General features: G+C 68.2%; 10 protein-coding genes. 6 read left to right on the forward strand and 4 right to left on the reverse strand.

The annotated features are described in order from the left end of the window. The first annotated feature begins 146 nt into the window (after nucleotides 1-146). The 5 genes from lnt (at nucleotide 147) to H0264_RS39050 (ending at nucleotide 18,542) form a co-directional block, all read left to right on the forward strand. Nucleotides 147-1,802, forward strand: coding sequence for an apolipoprotein N-acyltransferase (gene lnt / locus H0264_RS21155; protein WP_244976273.1), 1,656 nt, complete (start codon nucleotides 147-149; stop codon nucleotides 1,800-1,802). A 346-nt stretch (nucleotides 1,803-2,148) separates the two neighbouring features. Continuing rightward, nucleotides 2,149-15,876 (forward strand): non-ribosomal peptide synthetase, encoded by a 13,728-nt coding sequence (locus H0264_RS21160; protein WP_181579141.1) that lies wholly within the window; start codon nucleotides 2,149-2,151, stop codon nucleotides 15,874-15,876. Beyond that, nucleotides 15,873-16,865 (forward strand): ATP-binding cassette domain-containing protein, encoded by a 993-nt coding sequence (locus H0264_RS21165; RefSeq protein ID WP_181579142.1) that lies wholly within the window; start codon nucleotides 15,873-15,875, stop codon nucleotides 16,863-16,865. The genes H0264_RS21160 and H0264_RS21165 overlap by 4 nt, the downstream gene beginning before the upstream one ends. A gap of 74 nt (nucleotides 16,866-16,939) precedes the next feature. Beyond that, nucleotides 16,940-17,737: an ABC transporter permease gene (locus H0264_RS21170; protein WP_181585727.1), complete on the forward strand. Its 798-nt coding sequence runs from the start codon at nucleotides 16,940-16,942 to the stop codon at nucleotides 17,735-17,737. Nucleotides 17,738-17,771: 34 nt separating this feature from the next. After that, nucleotides 17,772-18,542, forward strand: a complete 771-nt coding sequence (locus H0264_RS39050; RefSeq protein ID WP_276313989.1) for a class I SAM-dependent methyltransferase — start codon at nucleotides 17,772-17,774, stop codon at nucleotides 18,540-18,542. A gap of 183 nt (nucleotides 18,543-18,725) precedes the next feature. Here H0264_RS39050 and H0264_RS21180 read toward each other — a convergent pair whose 3' ends face one another. Further along, nucleotides 18,726-19,421: a hypothetical protein gene (locus H0264_RS21180; RefSeq protein WP_181579143.1), complete on the reverse strand. Its 696-nt coding sequence runs from the start codon at nucleotides 19,419-19,421 to the stop codon at nucleotides 18,726-18,728. A 216-nt stretch (nucleotides 19,422-19,637) separates the two neighbouring features. On the opposite strand from H0264_RS21180, the gene H0264_RS21185 reads away from it, so the two are divergent. Then, the gene (locus H0264_RS21185; protein WP_181579144.1) at nucleotides 19,638-20,192 is read left to right on the forward strand and encodes a barstar family protein; all 555 of its coding nucleotides are present in this window, start codon (nucleotides 19,638-19,640) and stop codon (nucleotides 20,190-20,192) included. Between the two features lie 201 nt (nucleotides 20,193-20,393). Here H0264_RS21185 and H0264_RS21190 read toward each other — a convergent pair whose 3' ends face one another. The 3 genes from H0264_RS21190 to H0264_RS21200 form a co-directional block, all read right to left on the reverse strand. Beyond that, on the reverse strand, nucleotides 20,394-20,684 hold the full coding sequence (locus H0264_RS21190) for a hypothetical protein (protein ID WP_181579145.1): 291 nt from the start codon (nucleotides 20,682-20,684) through the stop codon (nucleotides 20,394-20,396). Between the two features lie 226 nt (nucleotides 20,685-20,910). Continuing rightward, a complete protein-coding gene (locus tag H0264_RS21195; RefSeq protein ID WP_181579146.1) occupies nucleotides 20,911-22,056 on the reverse strand; it encodes a DUF7802 domain-containing protein in 1,146 nt (381 codons plus the stop codon). Next, a complete protein-coding gene (locus tag H0264_RS21200; protein WP_181579147.1) occupies nucleotides 22,053-22,985 on the reverse strand; it encodes a metal-dependent hydrolase in 933 nt (310 codons plus the stop codon). Before H0264_RS21200 ends, H0264_RS21195 begins: the two co-directional genes overlap by 4 nt. Between the last annotated feature and the right edge of the window lie 139 nt (nucleotides 22,986-23,124).

The raw sequence follows: 23,124 nt of genomic DNA on the forward strand, positions 1-23,124 counted from the left end.
AAAACACCACGCCCGCAACGCCTTCCGGACGCCCCCGCCCGGACTCCGGCACGGCCGATTCCCGGACCGCTGATTTCCTGGCAGCTACGAATGCCGAGGGCGATCACCCTGAGAAGAGTTCAGCCGCTGGGGGATTCGGGCTGAGGTTGCTGGGCCGGGCGCGATCGCGGCCGGTGCTGGGGCGCTGCGTGGGCGCGATCCTCGCGGGACTGCTGTTGTTCGCGAGTTTTCCGCCTCGGACGCTGTGGTTTCTCGCGCCCGTCGCCATTGCGCTGCTGACGCTGGTGGTGCGTGGAAACGGGCGGCTGCGTGGGGGATTCGGGTACGGGATGCTGGCGGGGCTGGGGTTCTTCCTGCCGTTGCTGCCGTGGACCGGGATCTATGTGGGTCCGGTGCCGTGGCTGGCGCTGTCGACCGTGTGCGCGGTGTATGTGGGGCTGTTCGGGATGATCGCGCGACTGGTCGGGTCGCTGCGGTGGTGGCCGCTGTGGGTGGCGGCGGCGTGGTCGCTGACCGAGTGGGCGCGGTCGAGTTTCCCGTTCGGGGGATTTCCTTGGGGGAGGATCGCTTTCGGTCAGGCGGACGGGTGGTATCTGCCGTTCGCCATGGTGGGTGGTGCGCCGCTGGTGAGTTTCGCGGTGGCGCTCACGGGCACCCTCGCCGCGGGCGCGCTCGTGTGGTGGTGGGGTTCGCGGAGTGAGGTGCGGGCTTCCGCAAACGTTCCGCATCGTCCCAGATGGGGGGCTTGGCGTCCCACATCGTGGACACGGATTGTTGGTGCGGGCGCGCTTGTGGCTATCATTCCTTTCACCGGAGTGATCCTCCGGACCGCGCTGCCCGGCCCGGAGGACGGCAACCGGCCGATCACGGTCGCCGCGATCCAGGGCAGCGTGCCGCGCCTGGGACTCGACTTCAACGCCCAGCGTCGCGCGGTTCTCGACAATCACGTCAAGCGCACCGAGGAACTCGCCGCGGCCGTCGCCGCCGGGCGGGCCCCGCAGCCGGATGTGGTGATCTGGCCGGAGAACTCCTCCGATATCGACCCGCTGCGCAATGCCGACGCCGCCGCGCTCATCACGCAGGCCGCCCGGGATATCAAGGCGCCCATCCTGGTTGGCGCGGTCCTGGTGAACGATGATCGCACCACCACGAACTCGGTGATCGTGTGGACCGCCGACGGCGGGCCGGGGGAGCGGCACAACAAGAAGATCATTCAGCCCTTCGGCGAGTACCTGCCCATGCGCAGCTTCTTCCGGCTGTTCTCCGAATATGCCGACCGCGCGGGCTATTTCGTTCCCGGCACCGGCGACGGCGTGGTCCACGCCGAACCCGCCGCTGGCGGTGCGCCGGTCGCCATCGGCGTGGCCACCTGCTACGAGGTCGCCTTCGACCGCGCCTTCGAGGAAGCGGTGCGCGCCGGCGCGCAGATTCTCACCGTCCCGTCCAACAACGCGACCTTCGGCGACAGCGAGATGACCTATCAGCAGCTGGCCATGTCGCGGGTGCGCGCGGTGGAACACGGCCGCGCCGTGGTGGTCTCGGTGACCACCGGCGTCAGCGCCATCATCACCGCCGATGGCGAGATCCAGCAGCAGACCCCGCAGTTCGTCCCCGCGGCATTAGTCGCGAAACTCCCGCTACGCGAAGACACGACACCGGCAACGCGTTTGGGCCCCACGCCGGAGTGGATTTTGTGTATCCTGGCCGCGGCTGCCGCTGTGACGGCGGCAATTCGGCGGCGAACCACCACCCTTGCGAAGCCGACCGACCAGAATGCAACCGGTACCCCTCCGGTTCGGTGACAGCGGGAACGTGTGACGAGGGCCGTCCCGCTCGGGCGATTCTGATTCGCCGGTTCGTAGCTTGGGTGTGGTTTTCCGCCCGGTTTGTCTGAGTTATCTGAATTTTCGTGCAAATAGAGCGAAACGCGCGAGGTTTGCCTTGAGGTAACTGGCTTAATATTGCGCTCCGCCAACGCCGTTGGTTGCGAGCAACTCGAGATCACCACCGATCCGCTCGGCCGGGTGCTCCGAATCATAGGGCGTGGATCACGTCCTACGGCTCGCGCGTGCGCGCGATCGCCCGGGGTGTTGTCGGAGTTCGGGGTTTCGGGGAGTTGCGCACAACAGCGGCAGAACGGAGTGATTGATGAGTTCATTGGCCACCGATCGTGTCGACCAATGTTCTTCGGGGGAATTTTCGGCTCAACCATTCGCGCTCTCTCCCGCGCAGTCGGCACTCTGGTACGCCCAGCGCATCAGGCCGGACATCCCGCTGACGATCGCGCAGTACGTGGACATCCACGGCGATCTCGACGTCGGCCGATTGCTCTATGCCATCGAACGATTCGGCTCCGAGGCCGAGGTCGGCCACGTCCGGCTGCTCGAGATCGACGGCGTCCCGCACCAGGTGGTCGACCCCACCTGGCGGCCCGGCTGGGCCCGCATCGACCTGCGCGAGGAACCTGATCCGCGTGCCGCGGCCCTGGCCTGGATGAACGACCACGCCAGCTCGCCCATAGATATCGAGAACGATCCGCTCACCATCAATGTGGTGCTGCGGACCGGCGATTCGGACTGGATCTGGTACACCCGCGGCCACCACATCGTCATCGACGGCTACGGCGCCATGAACGCCACCACCCGCGCCGCCGAGATCTACACGGCCCTGGAGAACCAGACCGAACCCGTGGTCTCCCGCGCCACACCCCTCGCCACCATCTACGGCGACGAATCGCGCTACCGCGAGACCAGCCGCTTCCGCGCCGACGGCGACTACTGGCGCGAACAGCTCACCGGTGTCGGCGAACCCATCACGCTGTCCAGCCAGGGGCTGGCCGGCTCGGTGTCCGAAGCCGGGCGACGCTGCGCCACCGCGGTGCTCGCACCGGAGGTCGAAGCCTCGGTGCAGGACGCCGCAACCACCTTCGGCTCCAACAGTTCCGCGCTGTTCGTGGCCGCGCTCGCCTGCTACGTCCGCTCGGTCACCGGCACCCAGGACGTGGTGCTCAGCCTGCCCGTGTCCGCGCGCACCACCGTGGCGCTGCGGCGCTCGGCGGGCGTGGTGTCCAATGTGGTGCCCATCCGCGTGCAGTTCACCGGCGATATGACCGTCGCGGACACCGTGCGCGCCATCGAACTCCAGATCACCGGCGCGCTGCGGCACCAGCGCTACCGCAGCGACGACATCCGCCGCGACTGCGGCTACTCGCGGGACTCGCGCGGATTCTTCGGGCCCATGGTCAATCTCATGCTCTTCCACAGCGAGCTGAAGTTCGGCAGCCTCGTCGGTTCCATCAATGTGCTGTCCACCGGCCCCGTGGAAGACCTGTCGATCAACCTCTACAACGGGGTCGGCAACCGCATCCACATCGACTTCGAGGCCAACCCGTCGCTCTACGGCGACGGCGAACTGGCCATGCACCACGGCCGATTCCTCGATTTCCTGCGCCGTTTCGTCGCCGCCGACCCGCAGGCCGCCGTCGGCGATCTGCCCGTGCTCACCGACCTCGAGCGCGAACGCGTGCTGCACGAATGGAATTCCACCCAGGTGGCGCGGCAGGAGGGCACCCTCGCCGGGCTGTTCGCCGACCGCGCGGCCATGGCCCCGAGCAAACCCGCCCTCGAATTCGACGGCGAGACCCTCACCTACGGGGCCTTCGACGAGCGCGCCAACCGGCTCGCGCGGGAACTCATCGCGCGCGGCGCGGGCCCCGACACCGTGGTCGGTCTGGCCATCCGGCGCAGCCTGGATCTGCTCGTCGGCATGTACGGCATCGTCAAGGCGGGCGCGGCCTACCTGCCGCTGGACCCGGATCACCCGGCCGAGCGCATCGAGCAGATCCTGAGCCAGGCGCAGCCGCTGTGCGTGCTCACCACCCAGCGCGACGAACTCCAGCTGCCCACCATGGCAAGCAGATTCGACATCGACACCGCGGATCTGTCCGAACACTCCGCGAGACCGGTCACCGACGCCGACCGGCGATCGCCACTGCGGGCCGATCATCTGGCCTATGTCATTTTCACCTCCGGGTCCACCGGAAAGCCCAAGGGTGTGGGCGTCAGCCACGCCGCCATCGTGAACCGGCTGCGCTGGATGCAGCACGCCTACCCCCTCGACAGCAGCGATGTGGTGCTGCAGAAGACCCCCGCCACCTTCGACGTCTCGGTGTGGGAGTTCTTCTGGCCCTTGCAGATCGGCGCGCGCTTGGTCATCGCCATCCCCGACGGCCACCGCGATCCCGGCTACCTGGCCCGCGTCATCGCCGAGAAGGGCATCACCACGGCGCATTTCGTGCCGTCCATGCTCTCGGTCTTCCTCACCGACACCGATGTGCGCGGCTGCACCGGGCTCTCGCGCGTGTTCACCTCCGGTGAGGCGCTGCCCGCCGCCACCGTCACCGAATTCCACGCCGCCCTCGGCGCGGGTGCGGACGCCCCGCAACTGCACAACCTCTACGGCCCCACCGAGGCCGCCGTCGACGTGACCTCCTGGCACTGCGTCCCCGGCGCCGCGGATGTGCCCATCGGCGCACCCATTTGGAACACCCGCACCTACGTCCTGGACGCCCGCCTGCAACCGGTCGCTCCCGGCGTCGTGGGCGAGCTCTACCTCGCGGGCGTCCAGCTGGCCCGCGGCTACCTCGGCCGCGCCGCCCTCACCGCCGATCGCTTCGTCGCCAATCCCTTCACCCCCGGCGCCCGCATGTACCGCACCGGGGATCTCGTCCGCTGGCGCAGCGGCCGCTCCGGCGTCCTGGAATACCTGGGCCGCAGTGACTTCCAGGTCAAGATCCGCGGCCTGCGCATCGAACTCGGCGAAATCGAGAACGCCCTGCTCGCCGACGCCCGCGTCGCTCGCGCGGTCTGCGTGGCCCGGCGCGGTCGCGGTGGCGACGAGCTCATCGGCTACGCCGTTCCCGCACCGAATGCTGCCGCACTCGATCCGGCCGAACTCACCGCCGCACTGCGCCGCACCCTGCCCGGCTACATGGTGCCGTCCATGATCATGGTGCTCGACGAACTACCGCTCAGCGCCAATGGCAAGGTCGACCGCAAGGCCCTGCCGGATCCGGGTGTGGTCCACCGCCGGCCCGCGCGTCCCGCCGTGGAACCGCGCACCGAGGTGGAACGGCAGCTGACCGGGATCTTCGCCGAGGTGCTCGGTGTCGACGGAATCAGCGTGCAGGACAGCTTCTTCGACCTGGGCGGCAATTCGCTCACGGCCGCGCGCGCCATCGCGCGGGTGAACTCTGCCCTCGGGGCGGCGCTCACCATTCGCGATCTGTTCGAATCGTCCACGGTGACCGCGCTCGCGGCGCGGCTGTCCGCGCCCGGGGCCGAACACTCGCAGCCGAAACTCGTTGCGGGGGAGCGTCCGTCGCATGTGTCGCTGTCGCTGGCGCAGCAGCGGTTGTGGATTCTCAACCGGTTCGCCGAGCACGCGGCGGCCTACAATATGCCGCTGGCCGTGGAACTGACCGGGCCGCTGGACATTCCGGCGCTGCGGGCCGGGCTCATCGATGTGCTGGAGCGGCACGAGAGCCTGCGCACCATCTTCCCGGACACCCCGCAGGGGCCGTGCCAGCGCGTGCATCCCGCCTCGGAGATCCCGCTCACCCTCGAACCCATCGACGCCACCGACGCCGATGTGCTCGCCCTCGCCACCGAATTCGCCGGGTACGGCTTCGATCTGCGCAGCCAGGCCCCGATTCGGGTGGCGCTGTACGCGACCGGGCCCGAACGGTTCGTCTTCCTGGTGGTGCTGCACCACATCAGCGGTGACGGCTGGTCCATCGCGCCGCTGACCCGCGACATCATGACCGCCGTGGCCGCCCGCACCGCGGGCGAGACACCGCAGTGGACGCCACTTCCGGTGCAGTACGCGGACTTCGCGCTCTGGCAGCGCGAACTGCTCGGCGACGAAGCCGATCCGGCCAGCGCGCTCTCCCGGCAGCTGGCCTACTGGCGCGCCGCGCTGGCGGACCTGCCCGACCAGCTGGACCTGCCGCTCGACCGCCCGCGCCCGCGGCAGCGGTCCACCGATGGCGGGCGGGTGGAATTCCCGATCCCGGCCGAGACCCGTCGCGCGCTGGCCGCGCTGGCGGCCGAACGCGGCGTCAGCACCTTCATGGTGCTGCACGCGGCGCTGGCGGCTCTGCTTGCGCGTTTGTGCAATACAACAGATATCGCCATCGGCACCCCCATCGCGGGCCGCAGCGATCCGGCGCTCGACGATCTGGTCGGCATGTTCGTCAATACGCTCGTGCTGCGCACCCGCGTCGATCCGGCCGCCGGCTTCGATCGCATGCTCGCCGAGGTCCGCGACACCGACCTCAATGCCTTCGCCAATGCCGACGTCCCGTTCGAACGCCTGGTGGAGGTGGTGAACCCGGAACGCTCCGCCGCCCGGCACCCGCTCTTCCAGGTCATGCTGTCCTACGACAGCAGCCCCGAACTCGCCCTGGACCTGCCCGGCGTGGACGCGCACGTGCTGCCCATGGCCGTGGACGTCGCCAAGTTCGACCTGCAACTGACCGTGCACGAACCGGCCGGCGCGGCCGGTGAGGACGCGCCCCTCACCGCCGAATTCGGCTATGCGGCCGACGTTTTCGACCATGCCACGGTCGAGGCCATCGCCCGCCGCTTCGGCGCGATCCTCACCGCCGCCGTCGCCGACTCGTCGGTGCCGGTCGGGGACCTCCCCATTCTGGACGCGCGGGAAACCGCGAAACTCGTGCCCATCATGGGCTCGCCCGGCGAACCGTCCACCACCCTGGCGCGGCTGCTCACCGACACCGCCGAGCGGGTGCCGGACGCGGTGGCGGTGCGCTACCTCGGCGTCGACACCACCTACCGGGAACTCGACGAACGCTCGAATCGCCTGGCGCGCGTGCTCATCGAGCACGGCGCCGGACCCGAGGTGGTGGTGGCCGTCGCGCTGCCGCGCAGCCTCGAATCCGTGCTGGCCGTATGGTCGGTCGCGAAAACCGGTGCGGCATATGTGCCCATCGATCCCGACTACCCGGCCGACCGGATCGCGCACATGCTCGCCGACTCGGGGGCCATGCTCGGCCTCACCAATGCCGAGCGCCGCGCCGATATGCCGAACTGGCCCGGAAACCGTGGGCGGCACCGCAAGAGCTACGTGGACTGGCTGCTGCTCGGCTCCAGGGAACTGGCCGCCGAATGCGAGCAGTTCCCGGCCACCCCGCTCACCGACGCCGACCGGCACCACCCGCTGCGCACCGCCGGACCCGCCTACCTGATCTACACCTCGGGGTCGACGGGCAAGCCCAAGGCCGTCGTGGTCACCAATGCCGGGCTCGCCTCCCTGGCGCACGAGCAGATGCATCTGTTCCGCGTCACGGATTCGGCTCGCACCCTGCACTTCTCGTCGCCGAGCTTCGACGCCTCGGTGCTCGAGCTGCTGCTCGGCTTCGCGGCCGGGGCCACCATCGTGGTCGCGCCCGCCGGCATCTTCGGCGGCGCCGAACTCGCGCAGCTGCTGCGCGAGGAACGGGTGACCCATGCCTTCGTCACCCCGGCCGCGCTCGGCACCGTGCCCGCCGATGATCTGCCCGATCTCGAGGCGGTCATCGTCGGCGGCGAAGCCTGCCCGGAGGATCTCGTCCGGGTCTGGACCGATCCCGATTCCCGCCCAGCGGGTTTCGCCGCCCGCCGGATGCACAATATGTACGGCCCGTCCGAGGCCACCGTCGCCGCCACCGCCACCGGACCCATGGTGGCGGGACAGCCGGTGCCCATCGGCCTGCCCGTGCGCGGCATGCGCCTGTTCGTCCTCGACGGCCGCCTGCACCCGGTCCCGCCGGGCGTCGCGGGTGAGCTGTACCTGTCGGGTCCCGGTCTGGCCCGCGGCTACCTCGGCCGGCTCGCGCTCACCGCACAGGCTTTCCCGGCCAACCCGCACGGCCGCCGCGGCGAACGCATGTACCGCACCGGCGATCTCGTGGTCGCCGACGGCACCGGGCAGCTGCGCTTCCTGGGCCGCGCCGACGACCAGATCAAGATCCGCGGCTTCCGCATCGAACTGCGCGAGATCGACCACGTGCTCAAGTCGCATCCGGGAGTGACCTTCGCGCTCACCGTCGTCCACCACGACGAGCGCGGAATCCCGCGCCTGGTCGCCTATCTCACCGCCGACGGCGACCTCGACACCGCCGCCGTGCTCGACACCGCGCGCGGTCGCCTGCCCGGCTACATGGTGCCCTCGGCGCTCACCGTGCTCGACGCGCTGCCCGTCACCCCGTCCGGCAAGCTCGACCGGAAGGCGCTGCCCGCACCGGATTTCGTGGCCGCCGCACCCTCGCGGGCCCCGGAAACCGAACTGGAGAAACAGGTCGCGCAGGTGTTCGGCACCGTGCTCGGCACCCCGGTGCACGGCGCGGAGGACAACTTCTTCGACGTGGGCGGCAACTCGCTGCTCGCCACCCGCCTCACCGCGGCCCTGCACACCGAATTCGGGGTGGAGCTGCCGGTGCGCGCCATCTTCGAAGCGCCCACCGTGGCCGGTGTGGCGGCGCGGCTGGCGGAAGCGCCCCGGACGCAGCGGGCGGCGCTGGCGGTGCATACCCCGCGTCCGGAACGCATTCCACTGTCGCTGCCGCAGCAGCGACTGTGGTTCCTCAATAGATATTCTCCCGAATCCAGCGCCTACAACATTGCTTTCGTGCTGCGGATCGACGGCGATCCGGATGTGGAAGCACTGCGGGCCGCACTCGCCGATGTGGTGGAGCGGCACGAAGTCCTGCGGACGGTCTTCCCCGAGGACGAGCAGGGCGCGTATCAGGCGGTGCTGGACACCGCGCGCTGCCTGCCGGTGCTCGAACCCGTCGAAACCGATGATGTCGGCGCGCGCACCGCACTGCGGTCCCTCGCCCGCCGCGGCTTCGACCTGACCCGTGAGATCCCGCTGCGAATGACCCTGCTGCGCACCGGGAATCGACGACACCTGCTCGGCATCGCGCTGCACCACATCGCCGCCGACGGCTGGTCGCTGGGCCCGCTCACCCGGGATCTGGCGGTCGCCTACACCGCCCGCCACGGCGGCGTCGCACCCGCGTGGACACCGCTTCCGGTGCAGTACGCCGACTTCAGCCTGTGGCAGCGCGAATGCCTGGGCCAGGAGGCCGATGCCGAGAGCTCGGCCGCCATCCAGCTCGCCTACTGGCGGGGTGCGCTGGCGGACCTGCCGGAGGAACTGCCGCTGCCGTACGACCGGTCCCGCCCGGCCGAACCGACCCAGCGGGCCGGGACCGTGCGCTTCGAGGTGCCCGAGGAGGTGCAGCACCGGCTCAGCGAGATCGGCCGCGCGCACGGCGTCAGCATGTTCATGATGGTGCGCTCCGCGCTGGCCGTGCTGCTGCGCGTGGTCACCGGTGGCCGCGACATCGTCATCGGCACACCGGTCGCCGGGCGCGGCGACACCCGCCTGGACGAGCTCGTCGGCATGTTCGTCAACACCCTGATCCTGCGCTCGGACGTGGATCCGGACCGCAGCTTCGCCGAACTGCTGCAGGCCGACCGCGACACCGAACTCGCCGCCATGGCGCACGCCGAGGTGCCCTTCGAACGCGTCGTGGAGGAAATCGGTTCCGGCGCGGGCGGAATGCGGCCGCTGCTGCAGGTCGCGCTGACCGTGCAGGACACCGCACTGCCGGCGCTGCAACTGCCCGGACTCGCCCTGCAGGCCGAGGAACTCGATATCGCGCTCGCGAAATTCGATCTCGAACTGCGGGTGCTGCCCGGTGAAGGCGATCAGCGGGTGTTCGAATTCGTCTACGCCGCCGAACTTTTCGAGCAGCGGACGGTGGAAACCCTGGCCGACCGGCTGATTCGCGTCTTCGACGCGGTCACCGCCGACCCGCGGGTGCGTATTCGCGAGATCGACGCCCGCACCGACGCCGAACGCGAACTGCTCACTCCGGCCTGGGGTCCCGCGCCGGAACCGCAGTGCAGCCTGGCGGCGTACTTCGCCGCCACCGCGCACCTCAATGCCGACCGCACCTTCCTGCGCTCCGGCGAGGTCGAACTGACCTATCTGGAAGCCGACGTGTACTCGAATCGCCTGGCGCGCGCCCTCATCCGGCGCGGTCTCGGTCCGGGGCACCGGGTGGCGCTGGGGCTGTCGCGGTCGGTGGAATCGGTGCTGTCCATGCTGGCGGTCGCCAAATCCGGGGCGGCGTTCGTGCCGGTCGACCCGAACTATCCGGCCGATCGCGTGCGGCACATGCTCGTCGACTCCGGATCGCGGGTCGGCGTGAGCATGACCGAATACTCCGAACGCCTGCACCAGGCGGCCGGCGACCACAGCATCGAATGGCTGCTGCTCGACGACGCCGAACTCCTCGACGAACTCGAGGTGCTCGACGACGCGCCGCTCACCGACGCCGACCGGCTCACCACACTGTGGACCGCCGACCTCGCCTATGTCATCTACACCTCCGGCTCCACCGGAAAACCCAAGGGCGTGGCGGTCACCCACGGCGGCCTGTCCAATTTCGCCGATGAGGTCCGCGAACGCATGCGCGTGGATCGCGATTCGCGCACCATGCACTTCTCCTCGCCCAGCTTCGACGCCGCCATCTTCGATCTGCTGCTGGCGGTGGGCTCGGGCGCGACCATGGTCATCGTGCCGCCGGACATCTACGGCGGCGACGAACTGGCCGCGCTCATGGACAGCGAACAGATCAGCCACACCTTTATGACCCCGGCCGCGCTGGCCACCATCGACCGGGACACCTGGGCGCTGCCGCACCTGCGGGCCGTCACCGTCGGCGGCGAGGCGTGCGGGCCGGAACTGGTGGCGCGCTGGGCGCCCGGGCGCATGATGTTCAACGGGTACGGGCCCACCGAGACCACCGTCGTCGTCACCATGGCGCCGCTCCTGGTAGGGGAGCCCGTCACCATCGGCACGCTGGTGCGCGGTGCCCGAGCGGTCGTGCTGGACGAGCGGTTGCGGCCGGTGCCGGTCGGCGTGCCGGGCGAGCTGTATGTCGGCGGACAGGGTTCGGCGCGCGGGTATTTCGATCGGCTCGGCCTCACCGCCGCGCGGTTCGTGGCCGACCCGTACGGGCCCGAGGGCTCGCGCATGTACCGCACCGGTGACGTGGTCAAGTGGACGGCGTCCGGGGAGCTGTTCTACCTGGGCCGCAGCGACCATCAGGTGAAGGTGCGCGGCTTCCGCATCGAACTCGGCGAGATCGACGCGGTGCTCACCTCGCATTCGCTGATCCGCTTCGCGCACACCGAGGTTCGCGAGATCGCGGGCACCCCGCGCATCGTGTCCTATGTGCAGCTCACCTCGGCGACAACCACCGGGACCTACCGCGCCATCACCCCGGAGGCCGCGGCCGCCATTGCCGCCGCACCCGCGCCGGCGTTGGGTTCGGAACTGCTCGACAGTGAGGAACTGCGCGAGCACTGCGCGAAACACCTGCCCGCGCACATGGTTCCGAGCAGCTTCACGGTGCTCGACCGGATTCCGCTCACGCCCGTCGGCAAGCTGGACCGGGACGCGCTGCCGCAGCCGCAGGCCGTGGCCGCCATCGTGTCGCGGGACCCGCAGACCGATACCGAGATCCTCGTCGCCGAGGTCATGGGTGATCTGGTGGGCGCGGAATCCCTGGGCGCCGACGACAGCTTCTTCGAGGTCGGTGGAAACTCGCTGCTGGCAACGCAGTTGGTGGCGCGACTGGCGACGGCGACCGGAGTCCGGCTGGAGGTGCGGGCCGTATTCGCCGCGCCGACGGTCGCGGGTCTGGCCGCGTCGCTCGACGCCGGCACCGCCACCGCGGAGCTGCGGCCCGAACCGCGCAAACGCACTCGCCCGCAGCATGTTCCGCTCTCGGCGGCACAGCGGCGACTGTGGTTCCTGGAGAAGTTCAACGCCTCCGGCGACACCGGGGAAGCCTCCGGGGCCTACAACATTCCGGTGGCATTGCGACTGCGCGGCGCCCTGGATGTGCAGGCGCTGCGGGCCGCCCTGCACGCGGTCCAGGTCCGGCACGAAACGCTGCGCACCGTCTTCCCCGAGGTCGACGGTGAGCCGTACCAGTACGTGCTGCCGCCCGAGGACGCCGCGGCCACCATTCCGCTGCGCACCGTCACCGCCGCCGAGGTGGAGACCGAGGTGCGCCGGCTCGCCTCGACCGGATTCGACCTCAGCACAACGGCTCCGCTGCGCGCGGTGCTGCTGCGGCTGACCGACGCCGAGGCCGAGGAGCACATGCTGGTCCTGGTGGTGCACCACATCGCCATGGACGGCTGGTCGCTGCAACCCCTCGCCGCGGATGTGGCCGCCGCCTATCGGGCGCACAGCCGCGGACAGCAGCCGGAATGGCCCGAACTGCCCATCCAGTACGCGGATTACACGCTGTGGCAGCAGGATGTGCTGGGCCGCGAGGACGATCCGGAATCGGTCATCAGCGGTCAGCTCGACTACTGGCGGCGCGCCCTCGACGGGATCCCGGAGCTGCTGGCCGTCCCGGCCGACCGGCCGCGCCCGCCGGTGCCGAGCTATCGCGGCGGCACCGTGGCGTGCGAGCTCGACGCCTTCACCCATCGCGAATTGCAGGTCCTCGCAGCCGAACACGGCGTCACCATGTTCATGGTGCTGCACGCCGCGCTCGTGGCGCTGCTGCACCGGCTCACCGCCGCCGACGATGTCACCGTCGGCACGCCCATCGCCGGGCGCGGACATCCCGCGCTGGACCGCATGATCGGCATGTTCGTGGGAACCCTGGTGTTGCGCACCGGGATCGACGGCAATGCCGCCTTCGGCGACCTGCTGCACGCGGTGCGCGACACCGACCTGGAGGCGTTCGCGCACGCCGACGTGCCGTTCGAGCGGCTCGTCGAGGTGCTCAACCCGGTGCGCTCGCAGGCGCACCACCCCATGTTCCAGGTCATGCTGTCGGTGCAGAACCAGCCGCTGCGGGTGCTCGAGCTTCCCGGGATGCGCATCGAAGGAGAGGACGCGGATCCCGGGATCGCCAAGTTCGATCTGCAGTTCACGCTCACCGAATCCTGGACGGCGACACGGGAACCCGACGGCATCACCGTCGCGGTCAACTACGCCGCCGACCTGTTCGACGAGCGCACCGCACAGCGCCTGGCCGAGCGGTTCGTGCGCCTGCTCGGCGCCGCCGCCGCGAATCCGGCCACGGCCGTGGGTGATCTGGAACTGCTCGACACCGCCGAATGCGCCGAGCTGGCGCCGGTGCGCGGGGCCGAACCGGGGTTGCCCATCACCTTCCCGGAGGTGTTCGAGGCCGCCGCCAACCTCAACCGGCAGGCCATCGCCGTGCGGTCGGGGGAGACCCAGATCTCCTACGACGCGCTCGACCGGTGGACCAACCGGCTGGCGCGCGTGCTCATCAGCTACGGGGTCGGACCGGAAACACTGGTCGCCATGGGCATTCCGCGTTCGGCAGAATCGGTGGCGGTCATGCTGGCCATTGCCAAGGCCGGCGCGGCCTTCGTACCCGTCGACCCGACCTACCCGGAGCAGCGCATCAGCCACATGCTGCTGGATTCCGGTGCGGCCGTGGGCATCACGCTGTCCATGTACCGCGAGCGCATGCCCGACGGGGCCAACTGGACCGTGCTGGACGCGCCGTCGTTCCGGCGGCGGGTGCTCAATACCGCCGATACGCCGATCACCGACGACGAGCGCATCGTGCCGCTGCGCATGGAGAACCCGGCCTACGTGATCTACACGTCCGGCTCCACCGGCATCCCCAAGGGCGTCGTCGTCACGCACGGCGGACTGTCCAACTTCGCCGCCGAGACCGCGCAGCGTTTCGACGTCGGACCCGGCTGCCGCATCCTGCATTTCGCCACACCGAGTTTCGACGCCGCCATGCTCGACATCCTGTTCGCGCTCGGCGGGGCCGCGACGCTCGTCATCACCCCGCCCGGAGTGGTCGGCGGCGACGAACTCGGGAAGGTGTTCCAGGACGAGGGCATCACGCACGCGTTCATCACCACCTCCGCGCTGGGCACCGTCGACCCGACCGGCATCACCGCCATGCGGCACGTGCTGGTCGGCGGCGAGGCGCTGCCGCCGGACCTGGTGACCCGCTGGGCGCCCGGCCGCAAGCTCTACAACGTGTACGGGCCCACCGAAACCACCATCGTGACGGTGATTTCGCAGCCCATGACGCCCGGCGGGCAGATCACCATCGGCGGACCCATCCGCGGTGTCGGCGCGAGCGTGCTCGACGGCCGCCTGCACCCGGCACCGGCGGGAGTCACCGGCGAACTGCATCTGGCCGGTGCAGCCCTGGCCCGCGGCTACCTGCGGCGTCCCGGGCTCACCGCGCAGCGGTTCGTGGCCAACCCCTATGGCAAGCCCGGCGACCGCATGTACCGCACCGGCGACCTGGTGCGCTGGCTCGAAAAGGACGGGCGTGCACGGGATCTCGAATACGTGGGCCGCACCGACCATCAGGTCAAGATTCGCGGCTTCCGCATCGAACTCGGCGAGATCGACGCGGCGCTGTCCCGGCACGCGGCGGTGGAATTCGCCACCACCATCGGGCATCGCACGAGCGCCGGGACCACCGCGCTGGTGTCCTATGTCAAGCCGCGCAACGGTACCGCGCCGACCACGGCGGAGCTGACCGCGCACGTGGCCGAGCTGGTGCCCAATTACATGGTGCCGCAATCGATCATGCTGCTCGACCACGTGCCGCTCTCGCCGGTCGGCAAGCTCGATCGGAAAGCCCTGCCGGAACCGGTGTTCGCGGCCCGCGAGGGCTACCGTCCGCCGTCCACCCCGGTCGAGGAGGCGCTGTGCACGGCCTTCGCGGATGTGCTCGGGGTCGAACAGGTCGGCGCGGACGACGGGTTCTTCGAACTCGGCGGCAACTCGCTGCTCGCCACCAAGGTGGTGGCGCAGCTGCGGGCCGGCGGCATCGACCTGCCGGTGCAGGCCATGTTCGGCGACTCCACCCCGGCCGCCATCGCGAGACGACTCGCCGATGCCAAGGGTGATGCGGGTGCGGCGCTGGCCGCCGCGCTCGGGCCGATCATTCCGCTGCGCTCGGCGCCGGAATCGACGCTGCCGCCGCTGTTCTGCGTGCACCCGGCCATCGGCCTGGCATGGTGCTTCGCCGGACTGCTCTCGCAACTGCCGCACGAACAGCCCGTGTACGGCCTGCAGGCCCCGCACGTGAACGGAGAGGAGAGCCACAACTCCGTCGTCGAAGCCGCGAGAGCGTATGTGGCACAGCTGAAGACAGTGCAACGGCACGGCCCCTACCAGCTCGTCGGCTGGTCGCTGGGCGGGCTCATCGCCTACGAGATGGCCTGCCAGCTGCAGGACGCGGGGGAGGAGGTCGCACTGCTCGGGTTGATGGACAGCTTCCAGCTGTCGGACGAACTGCTCGAGCACGGACTGCCGTCGGTGGCCGATATCGTCGGCGAGTTCGGCAGCGACCTGCTCGGCGGCGACACCGAGATCGACCCGCGCATGAACCTGCAGGAGGCGGCCGAACTGCTGCGCAACCGGCCCGGCCCGTTCGCCGCGCTCACCCTCGAGCACATGCAGCGGCTGTATGTCGGCATGAGCAATGGCGTCATGCTCGCGCACGGCTTCCGCGCCCGCCGCTTCAACGGTGATCTGCTGTTCTTCACCGCCGCCGAGGACGAGATCAACCTCGCGCACCCCGACCGCTGCGCGGCGGCCTGGGAGCCACACGTGAACGGCACCGTGCACGAACAGCTCGTGCGCTGCCGCCACTCGGGCATGACCACGCCCGAATCGCTGTCGGTCATCGGGCCGGTACTGCGAGATCACTTGGCCGCCATCGCTGCTCGCGGTGACCGGAATAGGGGGAAGGAGTCCCGATGAGTCTCGCGGTGGAGGTCGGCGGACTGGTCAAGTACTACGGGAAAGTGCGGGTGCTGGACGGGATCGACCTCGAAATCCCCTCCGGCACAGTCATGGGATTGCTCGGGCCCAATGGCGCGGGCAAGACCACGACGGTGCGCATCGTCACCACCCTGCTACGCCCGAGCTCCGGCACGGTGAAAGTCGCGGGCGTGGATGTGCTGAAGAATCCGGCGCGCGCCCGCACTCGGATCGGACTGTCCGGGCAGTACGCGGCCATCGACGCCAACCTGTCCGGCTTCGAGAATCTGCGCATGGTCGCGCGGCTCTACGGCATGACGCCGAAGAAGGCCGCCGAGCGTGCCGAAGAGCTGCTGTCCGCGCTCGGCCTCACCCATGCGGCCGGGCGGCGGGCGGGCACCTACTCCGGTGGTATGGCGCGCCGCCTCGACCTGGCCGGGGCGCTGGTGTGCCGGCCGCCGGTGGTGGTGCTCGACGAACCCACCACCGGTCTGGACCCGCGCGGGCGGCTCGACATGTGGCGTGTCATCGGCGAATTGGTGGATGACGGCACCACCGTGCTGCTCACCACCCAGTACCTGGAAGAGGCCGACCTGCTGGCCGACCGCATCACCGTCATCGACCGCGGCCGCGTCATCGCGCGCGGCTCGGCGGACGAATTGAAGACCTCCATCGGCGGCGACAAGCTCACCGTCACCCTCGCCGCCGGCCAGGATCCGCAGCCCGCCATGCAGGTGCTGGCGCAGATCGGCATCGGCGAACCCGGCACCGACGCCGGCCACGATCAGATCACCGTTGTCGTCGGCGACGGCACCCGCACCATGGTCGAAGCGCTGCGCCGCCTCGACGACGCCGGCGTCTGCATCGTCGACGCCGAAGTGCACCGCCCCAGCCTCGACGACGTATTCCTTTCCCTCACCGGCAAATCCGCCGAACGCAAGGCCCCCGAACCCGCGCCCGCCGAACTGCAAGAGGAGATCCTGTCGTGACGACCGCCACCGCCGACAACACCGCGGGTCAGTCCGCGGCCGGCCACGGCCGACACAGAGCCGACGGACCCTGGATGGTATTGCCCCGGGTCTTCCGCGACAGCGCCATCGTCGCCTACCGCAACCTGCTCACCATCCTGCGCGTCCCCACCCTGCTGGTCACCGCCACCATCCAGCCCCTCATGTTCGTTTTCCTCTTCGCCTACATCTTCGGCGCCTCCCTCGGCGGCAGCCAGTACCGCGAATTTCTCCTCGCCGGAATCTTCACCCAGACAGTCGCTTTCAATGCCGCCTTCACCACCGTCGGCCTCGCCAACGACCTGCACAAAGGCATCATCGACCGCATGCGCACCCTGCCCATGTCCCGCCTCGCGGTACTCATGGGCCGCACCCTCTCCGACACGGTCGTCAATATCCTGGCCCTCGCCGTCATGGTCGCCTGCGGCTACGTGGTCGGCTGGCGCATCAACGGCTCCATAGCCGACGCCGTCCTGGCCTTCGCAGTAATCCTGCTGTTCGCCTTCGCCATGTCCTGGGTAGGAGCCATCACCGGCCTGATGTCCCCCAGCGTCGAGGTAGCCCAAAGTGCCGGCCTGATCTGGCTTTTCCCCCTGACCTTCATCTCCTCGGCCTTCATCTCCGGCGAAACCCTCCCCGGCCCCCTGCGCACCATCGCCGAATGGAACCCCATCACCGCGGTCTCCGCCGCAGGCCGAAAACTCTTCGACAACGGCGCCCCACCCACCTTCACCCCCGCAGACGGCTGGCCCGCCGAACACTGCGTCGAATACGCCATCTACTGCTCCCTCGCCATACTCGCGGTAGCAGTCCCCCTCGCCCTCCTCCAATACCGAAAAGTAGCCAGCCACTAACCCTTGCATCCCTAGGCTGTCCTCATGGAACCCCATGTGCCGCTGCGCCATTCACCATCCTTCGGCGCAGCGGCACACGCCTATTCCCAGCACCGCCCCACCTACGCGACCGCAGCCGTCCACTGGGCCCTCGAACGGGCCCCCGGCCCCCGAGTCCTCGACCTGGGGGGCCGGCACAGGCAAACTCACCGCCGCCCTCCTCGCCCTCGACCTCGACGTAATCGCCGTCGAACCAGACCCCGCAATGCTCACCGAACTACACCGCACCCTCCCCACCGTGCGTGCTCTCCCCGGCAGCGCCGAAAACATCCCCCTCCCAAACGATTCCATAGACGCCGTCGTCGCCGGCAACGCCCTGCACTGGTTCGACATGGCAACCGCCGGCCCCGAAATCGCCAGAGTCCTAACCCCTCGAGGCACCCTGTCCGGCCTGTGGAACGTCCTCGACACCCGCATCGAATGGGTCGCCGAACTCGAACGAATCAGCGGCCCCGCAGTAATCGGCCCCCGAGACACCATCACCACCTGGCGCGCGGCAACCGCTACCCTCCACCTCCCCGGCACAGCCTCCCCCTCCCACTTCACCACCCCGGAACAGGCGGAGTTCCCCCACAGTCAGCCCCGCACCGCCGCCTCCCTCGTCGCCACCCTGGCAACCCGCGCAGGCGTCCTGGTCATGCCAGAACCCGCACGCCAAGCCACCCTCACCCGCATCCACACCTACCTCTCCACCAGACCCGAAACCGCCACAGGCATATTCGCCCTCCCAATGCAGACCGGCGTACTCCGCACCCGCCTACGGTGAACCCACCCCTGGCTACGCTGGTCAATCCCGACGGCGGTTATCGATGAACCCCAACATCAGCCAGCAGGCTGAGATCCGGTGGTATCGGCCAACTCTGACGTCATCGACGAGCGTGTCCGGCCAGTGGGCGTGTCTATAGAACGCACCGTAATGCCGAATGCAGAACGATACTCGCGGCGTCGCTTAGTCCAAGGGGAGCAGCGCGGTGACCTTGGAGGTGCCGCTCAACACACCTGCCTGCTCGAGGTAGTCGCAGATCGGGTCGACCAGCTCCGCGCCCAGGAACTCCAGGTCGTCACGGGTCAGCCGACGTTGATCGGCCAATTCTCGAATCTGCGTCAGTTGCTTTGTGTCAACGATGACGCCGAAGACTTCGTCGGTATCGATGTCGATGGAGATCTCCTCGGAGAAGTCCGCGAACTGCTTCATTTCGCCGTCGATGGACTTGTCAGCGAGATTCCGCAACCCCATATCGAGACCATCGCTGAGATCGGTTGGGGTGCTGTGCCATTCGCCGTTCTCCCACCATCGAACGAAGCTGATCTGTGTTCCGTCGACAACGCGTGGATCGGCGGTCGCGAGGTGTGTGTTCAACACCCATGTGGGAGCGGCGGCGGTCGGGTCGTAGGCGGTGTCAAGTTCGTGGGATTCGTCCCACCCGAACAGCACCGCGCGGTCATCCGGATAGATGATCAGTTCGAACCAGTTACCTGCCCCGTCTTGTTTGGTGAGACGGCCGCCTCCGATGATCGCGTGGGTGCCGATATCGGGCGCGGCTTCTGTGGGCTCGAAACACTCACGAGCGAACACTGCCAGCAGGACGTCTAGCAAAGCCGCCCTGGCCCACAGAACATCAGGATGTGGCAACAGTAAATCCATGCCCGGCAACGTAACATCGCCGTACGATGAACAGGCGGGGGGCAATGACCGCCTGAATCCACACCGAATTCAGTGCTTTTCGAACAGCAGCCACCGGCAGTCCGGGGCCGACACCGCCCGAAACTCAGGCATGGCGATCGACGTCGGAGGAACTGTGAACCGGCCGTCGCCGCCGAAGGCGTCTTGCCGTGGCTGACATGTCTGCACCATGCGACGATGCTCGCCGTGGATGCCCCGACGCTCGTTGAACACAGGTCACCCTGGGTTGTCGTGACCGCCGCCACCGACCCGTGGGTGGCGAGTGAACTCGCCGCGGTCCATGCGCAGGACGGGATCGAAATTCGCCTGGATGCCCGGGAATTGATGGACCCGGCCGCGTTGTTCCGCGCGTTTGCCACAGACCTGCATTTCCCCCGCTACTTCGGCCACAACTGGGATGCTCTGGCTGACTGCCTCGAGAATCTCCACGGCCCCTGGCACGATGGCCGCGACATCGCGGTCCTGATCGACAACGCCGATCTCCTGCTGACGGTGGAGTATCTGGGCTTGTTCGTCGAGGTGCTCTGCCAAGCGGCATGGCAGGTGAACCTGCGCCTCGACGCGGACGACCAACCGCAAGACGAACCACCCCGGGCCCTGCACTTCGTCCTGCTGCTCAACACGATTCCCGCCGACGCCTTCACAGCCGGACTCGGCAACCGACGCGGCCTGGCGATCACGATCGCAGCCGGGCGGCTCCTGGCCACCTTGTCCGACGACTACTGGCTTTGAAATCGACTGACATATGACGGCCGTCGCCGACCTGGTGTTTTCGGTGAATTGGTGCTGTGGCCGCTCTGGCCGCAACTCGTAGGGAACACACGCTCACACCGCTTCCCGCGCTGACCGAACCGGCCAAGCGCGACTCGGCCGCAAGCGAGACCGACTGCGGCCCAGAGGTATCCGCTTCTGTCGATGGGTGTGAAGTGCGAGCTACCGTGTCTCACTGCTCTGCCGGTCTTCCCTGTACAGATATCCGGACACGCCGAAGCAATCGTCGTTCTCATCACGAACAAGCACCTGCACCGACTCCGGACGTGGCCATGGCAACGATTCGAGATACGAAAGCAGGCCACCCCAGTTGTTCCGATAGAACTGAATTACCCAGGCGTAACACTCATTCGAGCCGTACTGGAATCCCGCTCCCGAGAAGATCGCATCGTCGATCGGGACGAAGCACTTGATCCACGGGCGGGAATCGTCCGGTTCGGTCAGCGGGTCCATGACCTCCTCTGCCCCTCTCGGACCTCCTCTGCCCCTCTCGCGAGGACGATCACTTCAGCGAATCTGCTCACCGGACAACGACCTTCCGAAACACCCACTCGGGGCTGCTGCAGGACCAGATCGCAGCGTGTGTCCGACGCCGCCCGCAGCCATGAGTACTGCAAGGCCGAGGTGCCGAATCCACTGTCGTGCCGGCGATGTCGCACGCGAGAAAGGCAGATTCTATTCAGCTGGAGGCGGCTGTCAGCGGTTCAACGGGTGCGGGATCGGTGGCGTGCGGGATGGTGACGGTGGCGAGGAGGGTGGCGGTGGCGATGACGAAGCAGGCGATCGTGTACCAGAGGTTGCCGATGGGGTCGCCTGCGGTGGTGATTCCGTCTGTCGCACCGAAGAAATCGGGTAGGGCGGTTGCCCAGAGGAGGGCCATCACCAGCAGGTAGAAGGCCGCATAGCCCTGGACCAGGCGGTTGCGGATGCCGGGTGGGGGGATGGTCCCGGCACGCAGAGCGGACCATTGCCGCACCAGGAGTATTGCCGCCACCACCGACAGGGCGAGAAGCTCCGCGCCGTACAGGAATCCGCGGACGACGTCGCTGCCCATTCCGAACAGCGTGGCGGGCAGGGGGAGGACGAAGGTGCCCACCGAGGCCAGCAGTCCGATGAGCACTGTGCGCCAGACCAATTGGAGACCGGTGAAATGCGTTCCGGAATCGACGTGGCGGCCTACGAAGAATTGCACACACCAGGCCAGGGACATCGGCCACAGGGCTGCGAAAACCACGACGCTGGGGAACGGGACCGAATCGAACATCGGCTGATTCAGGGGGTTGGTGACCGACCATTCCCACCAGCGGAGTTGGGGTCCGATCTGGTCGAAGGTCTCGTAGAAGGCGTGGTGGACGAAACCTACGCAGGCCGCGCCGAGGAAGACGCCGTAGCGGCGGAATATGCCCAGCATGCGGACGATTTCGAAGGCGAGCGTGGCCATCAGGGGGTAGATCGCGATGATGTAGAGGGGGAGGCGGCCCCAGAGGAAATCGACCGTGAAGACGTTGTGCGCGAACATCGTGTCGACGTGTTCGGAGATGCCGAAGGCCGAGGGGAAGTACAGGGGCGGTTCGATGATGAACAGGTAGGCGGTCGCGCCGAACCAGAGCACCAGGTTGGTGGGGTCGCCGTGTTTGCGCTGGCGAATGATCGCATAGATCAGCGCCAGCACCGAGCCGAGCACGATCATGAACTCGAGTACCGGCAGGGTCCAGTTCTCGAGGGCTGCCGGGCTGCGGAACTCGACGAGGCCGCCGGTTTCCGCGCACGAAAAGCCCAGTCGCGTAGCGAGTTCGGCGAAGGTGGTGGTACACAGATCGCTCATCGGGTCACCTCCTGCGGACGCGCGTCGGCGGTGTACCAGCGGGTGCAGTCGTAACCGGCGTCGTAGCGCTCGAACCAGCGCCCGGCCAGCTCGGGCAGATCCTCGTGCGCCGGGTCATGATGCGGCATTTGGCTGCGCACGACGCCGCCGAGTGCGGTGAGCTGCGCCCTGAGCTGCAGCCCGTCGAACGCGCGCGGCATCGGCCCCTTGGTCAGGTACGGCGCGAAGTACTGCAGCACCCGCTGCTTGGCACGATGCCGGGCGAACATGGACAGCGCGTCGACCTGCCGATCGGCAAGGGGGACATGGTTGTTGAAGCCGGTACACGCGATCCGGATCACCTTCAGCACGTGCACGAAGATCGACGGCGCCATGCGCATGCGGTAGACCTCGTCTCCCACCAGGGAATTGAAGAGGATCATGGCCGAGCTGCGGTGCTCGACCTCCTCGACGAAATGCCAGATGAACATGGAGGCCACCCGGTCGTCGCCGGGACGGAACAGCGTGTCCTCGTTGTCGAGCATGAGCTTGAACACCGGGGTGAAGGTGGCTTCGAGGTCGGCGGTGTAGGCCAGCCGGTAGTCGTGCGAGGTGGCCTCGGTGAGCAGATCGAATTCGCCGATCACCGCGTCGAGGGTGTTCTGCAGCCCCGGGTACTGCTTGATCAGGGCCTTCACATGCGCGCGGTGCGCGGTCGAATGATGGCCCTCCTGCCGCATGAACGCGATGGCCTCCGCCGCCACCTCCGGATCGGTGAGCGCCGGTTTGAGCTGCATGATCAGCTTCACGATCATCTTCTCGAAGCCGACGGCCAGGAACGACACGGCGTTGGACATGCTCGACCAGGCCGGATTCGCCGGGTTCCACAGGAAGGGGACGTCGGCGTCCTCGAATCCGAAATCCATCTTTCGGGGTTGCAAGTTGGTCACAGGGCGTACCTCGACTCGGCAAGTAGTTCCATCGAAAAGCCGCGCGCACCGGCGCGATGCGACAACCATACACACAAGCGTCTGAATGTATGATGACTTTGCCGGTTTTGCCGTTCCTGCACCCGCGAAGCACTGTGAT

The sequence above is a fragment of the Nocardia huaxiensis genome, assembly GCF_013744875.1.
In the GTDB taxonomy this organism is placed as follows: Bacteria; Actinomycetota; Actinomycetes; order Mycobacteriales; family Mycobacteriaceae; genus Nocardia; species Nocardia huaxiensis.

Coding starts and splice junctions, on each gene's coding strand:
- H0264_RS21160 (WP_181579141.1), top strand. CDS start 2,149: ATGAGTTCATTGGCCACCGATCGTGTCGACCAATGTTCTTCGGGGGAA.
- H0264_RS21165 (WP_181579142.1), top strand. CDS start 15,873: ATGAGTCTCGCGGTGGAGGTCGGCGGACTGGTCAAGTACTACGGGAAA.
- H0264_RS21170 (WP_181585727.1), top strand. CDS start 16,940: ATGGTATTGCCCCGGGTCTTCCGCGACAGCGCCATCGTCGCCTACCGC.
- H0264_RS39050 (WP_276313989.1), top strand. CDS start 17,772: ATGTGCCGCTGCGCCATTCACCATCCTTCGGCGCAGCGGCACACGCCT.
- H0264_RS21180 (WP_181579143.1), bottom strand. CDS start 19,421: ATGGATTTACTGTTGCCACATCCTGATGTTCTGTGGGCCAGGGCGGCT.
- H0264_RS21185 (WP_181579144.1), top strand. CDS start 19,638: ATGCTCGCCGTGGATGCCCCGACGCTCGTTGAACACAGGTCACCCTGG.
- H0264_RS21190 (WP_181579145.1), bottom strand. CDS start 20,684: ATGGACCCGCTGACCGAACCGGACGATTCCCGCCCGTGGATCAAGTGC.
- H0264_RS21195 (WP_181579146.1), bottom strand. CDS start 22,056: ATGAGCGATCTGTGTACCACCACCTTCGCCGAACTCGCTACGCGACTG.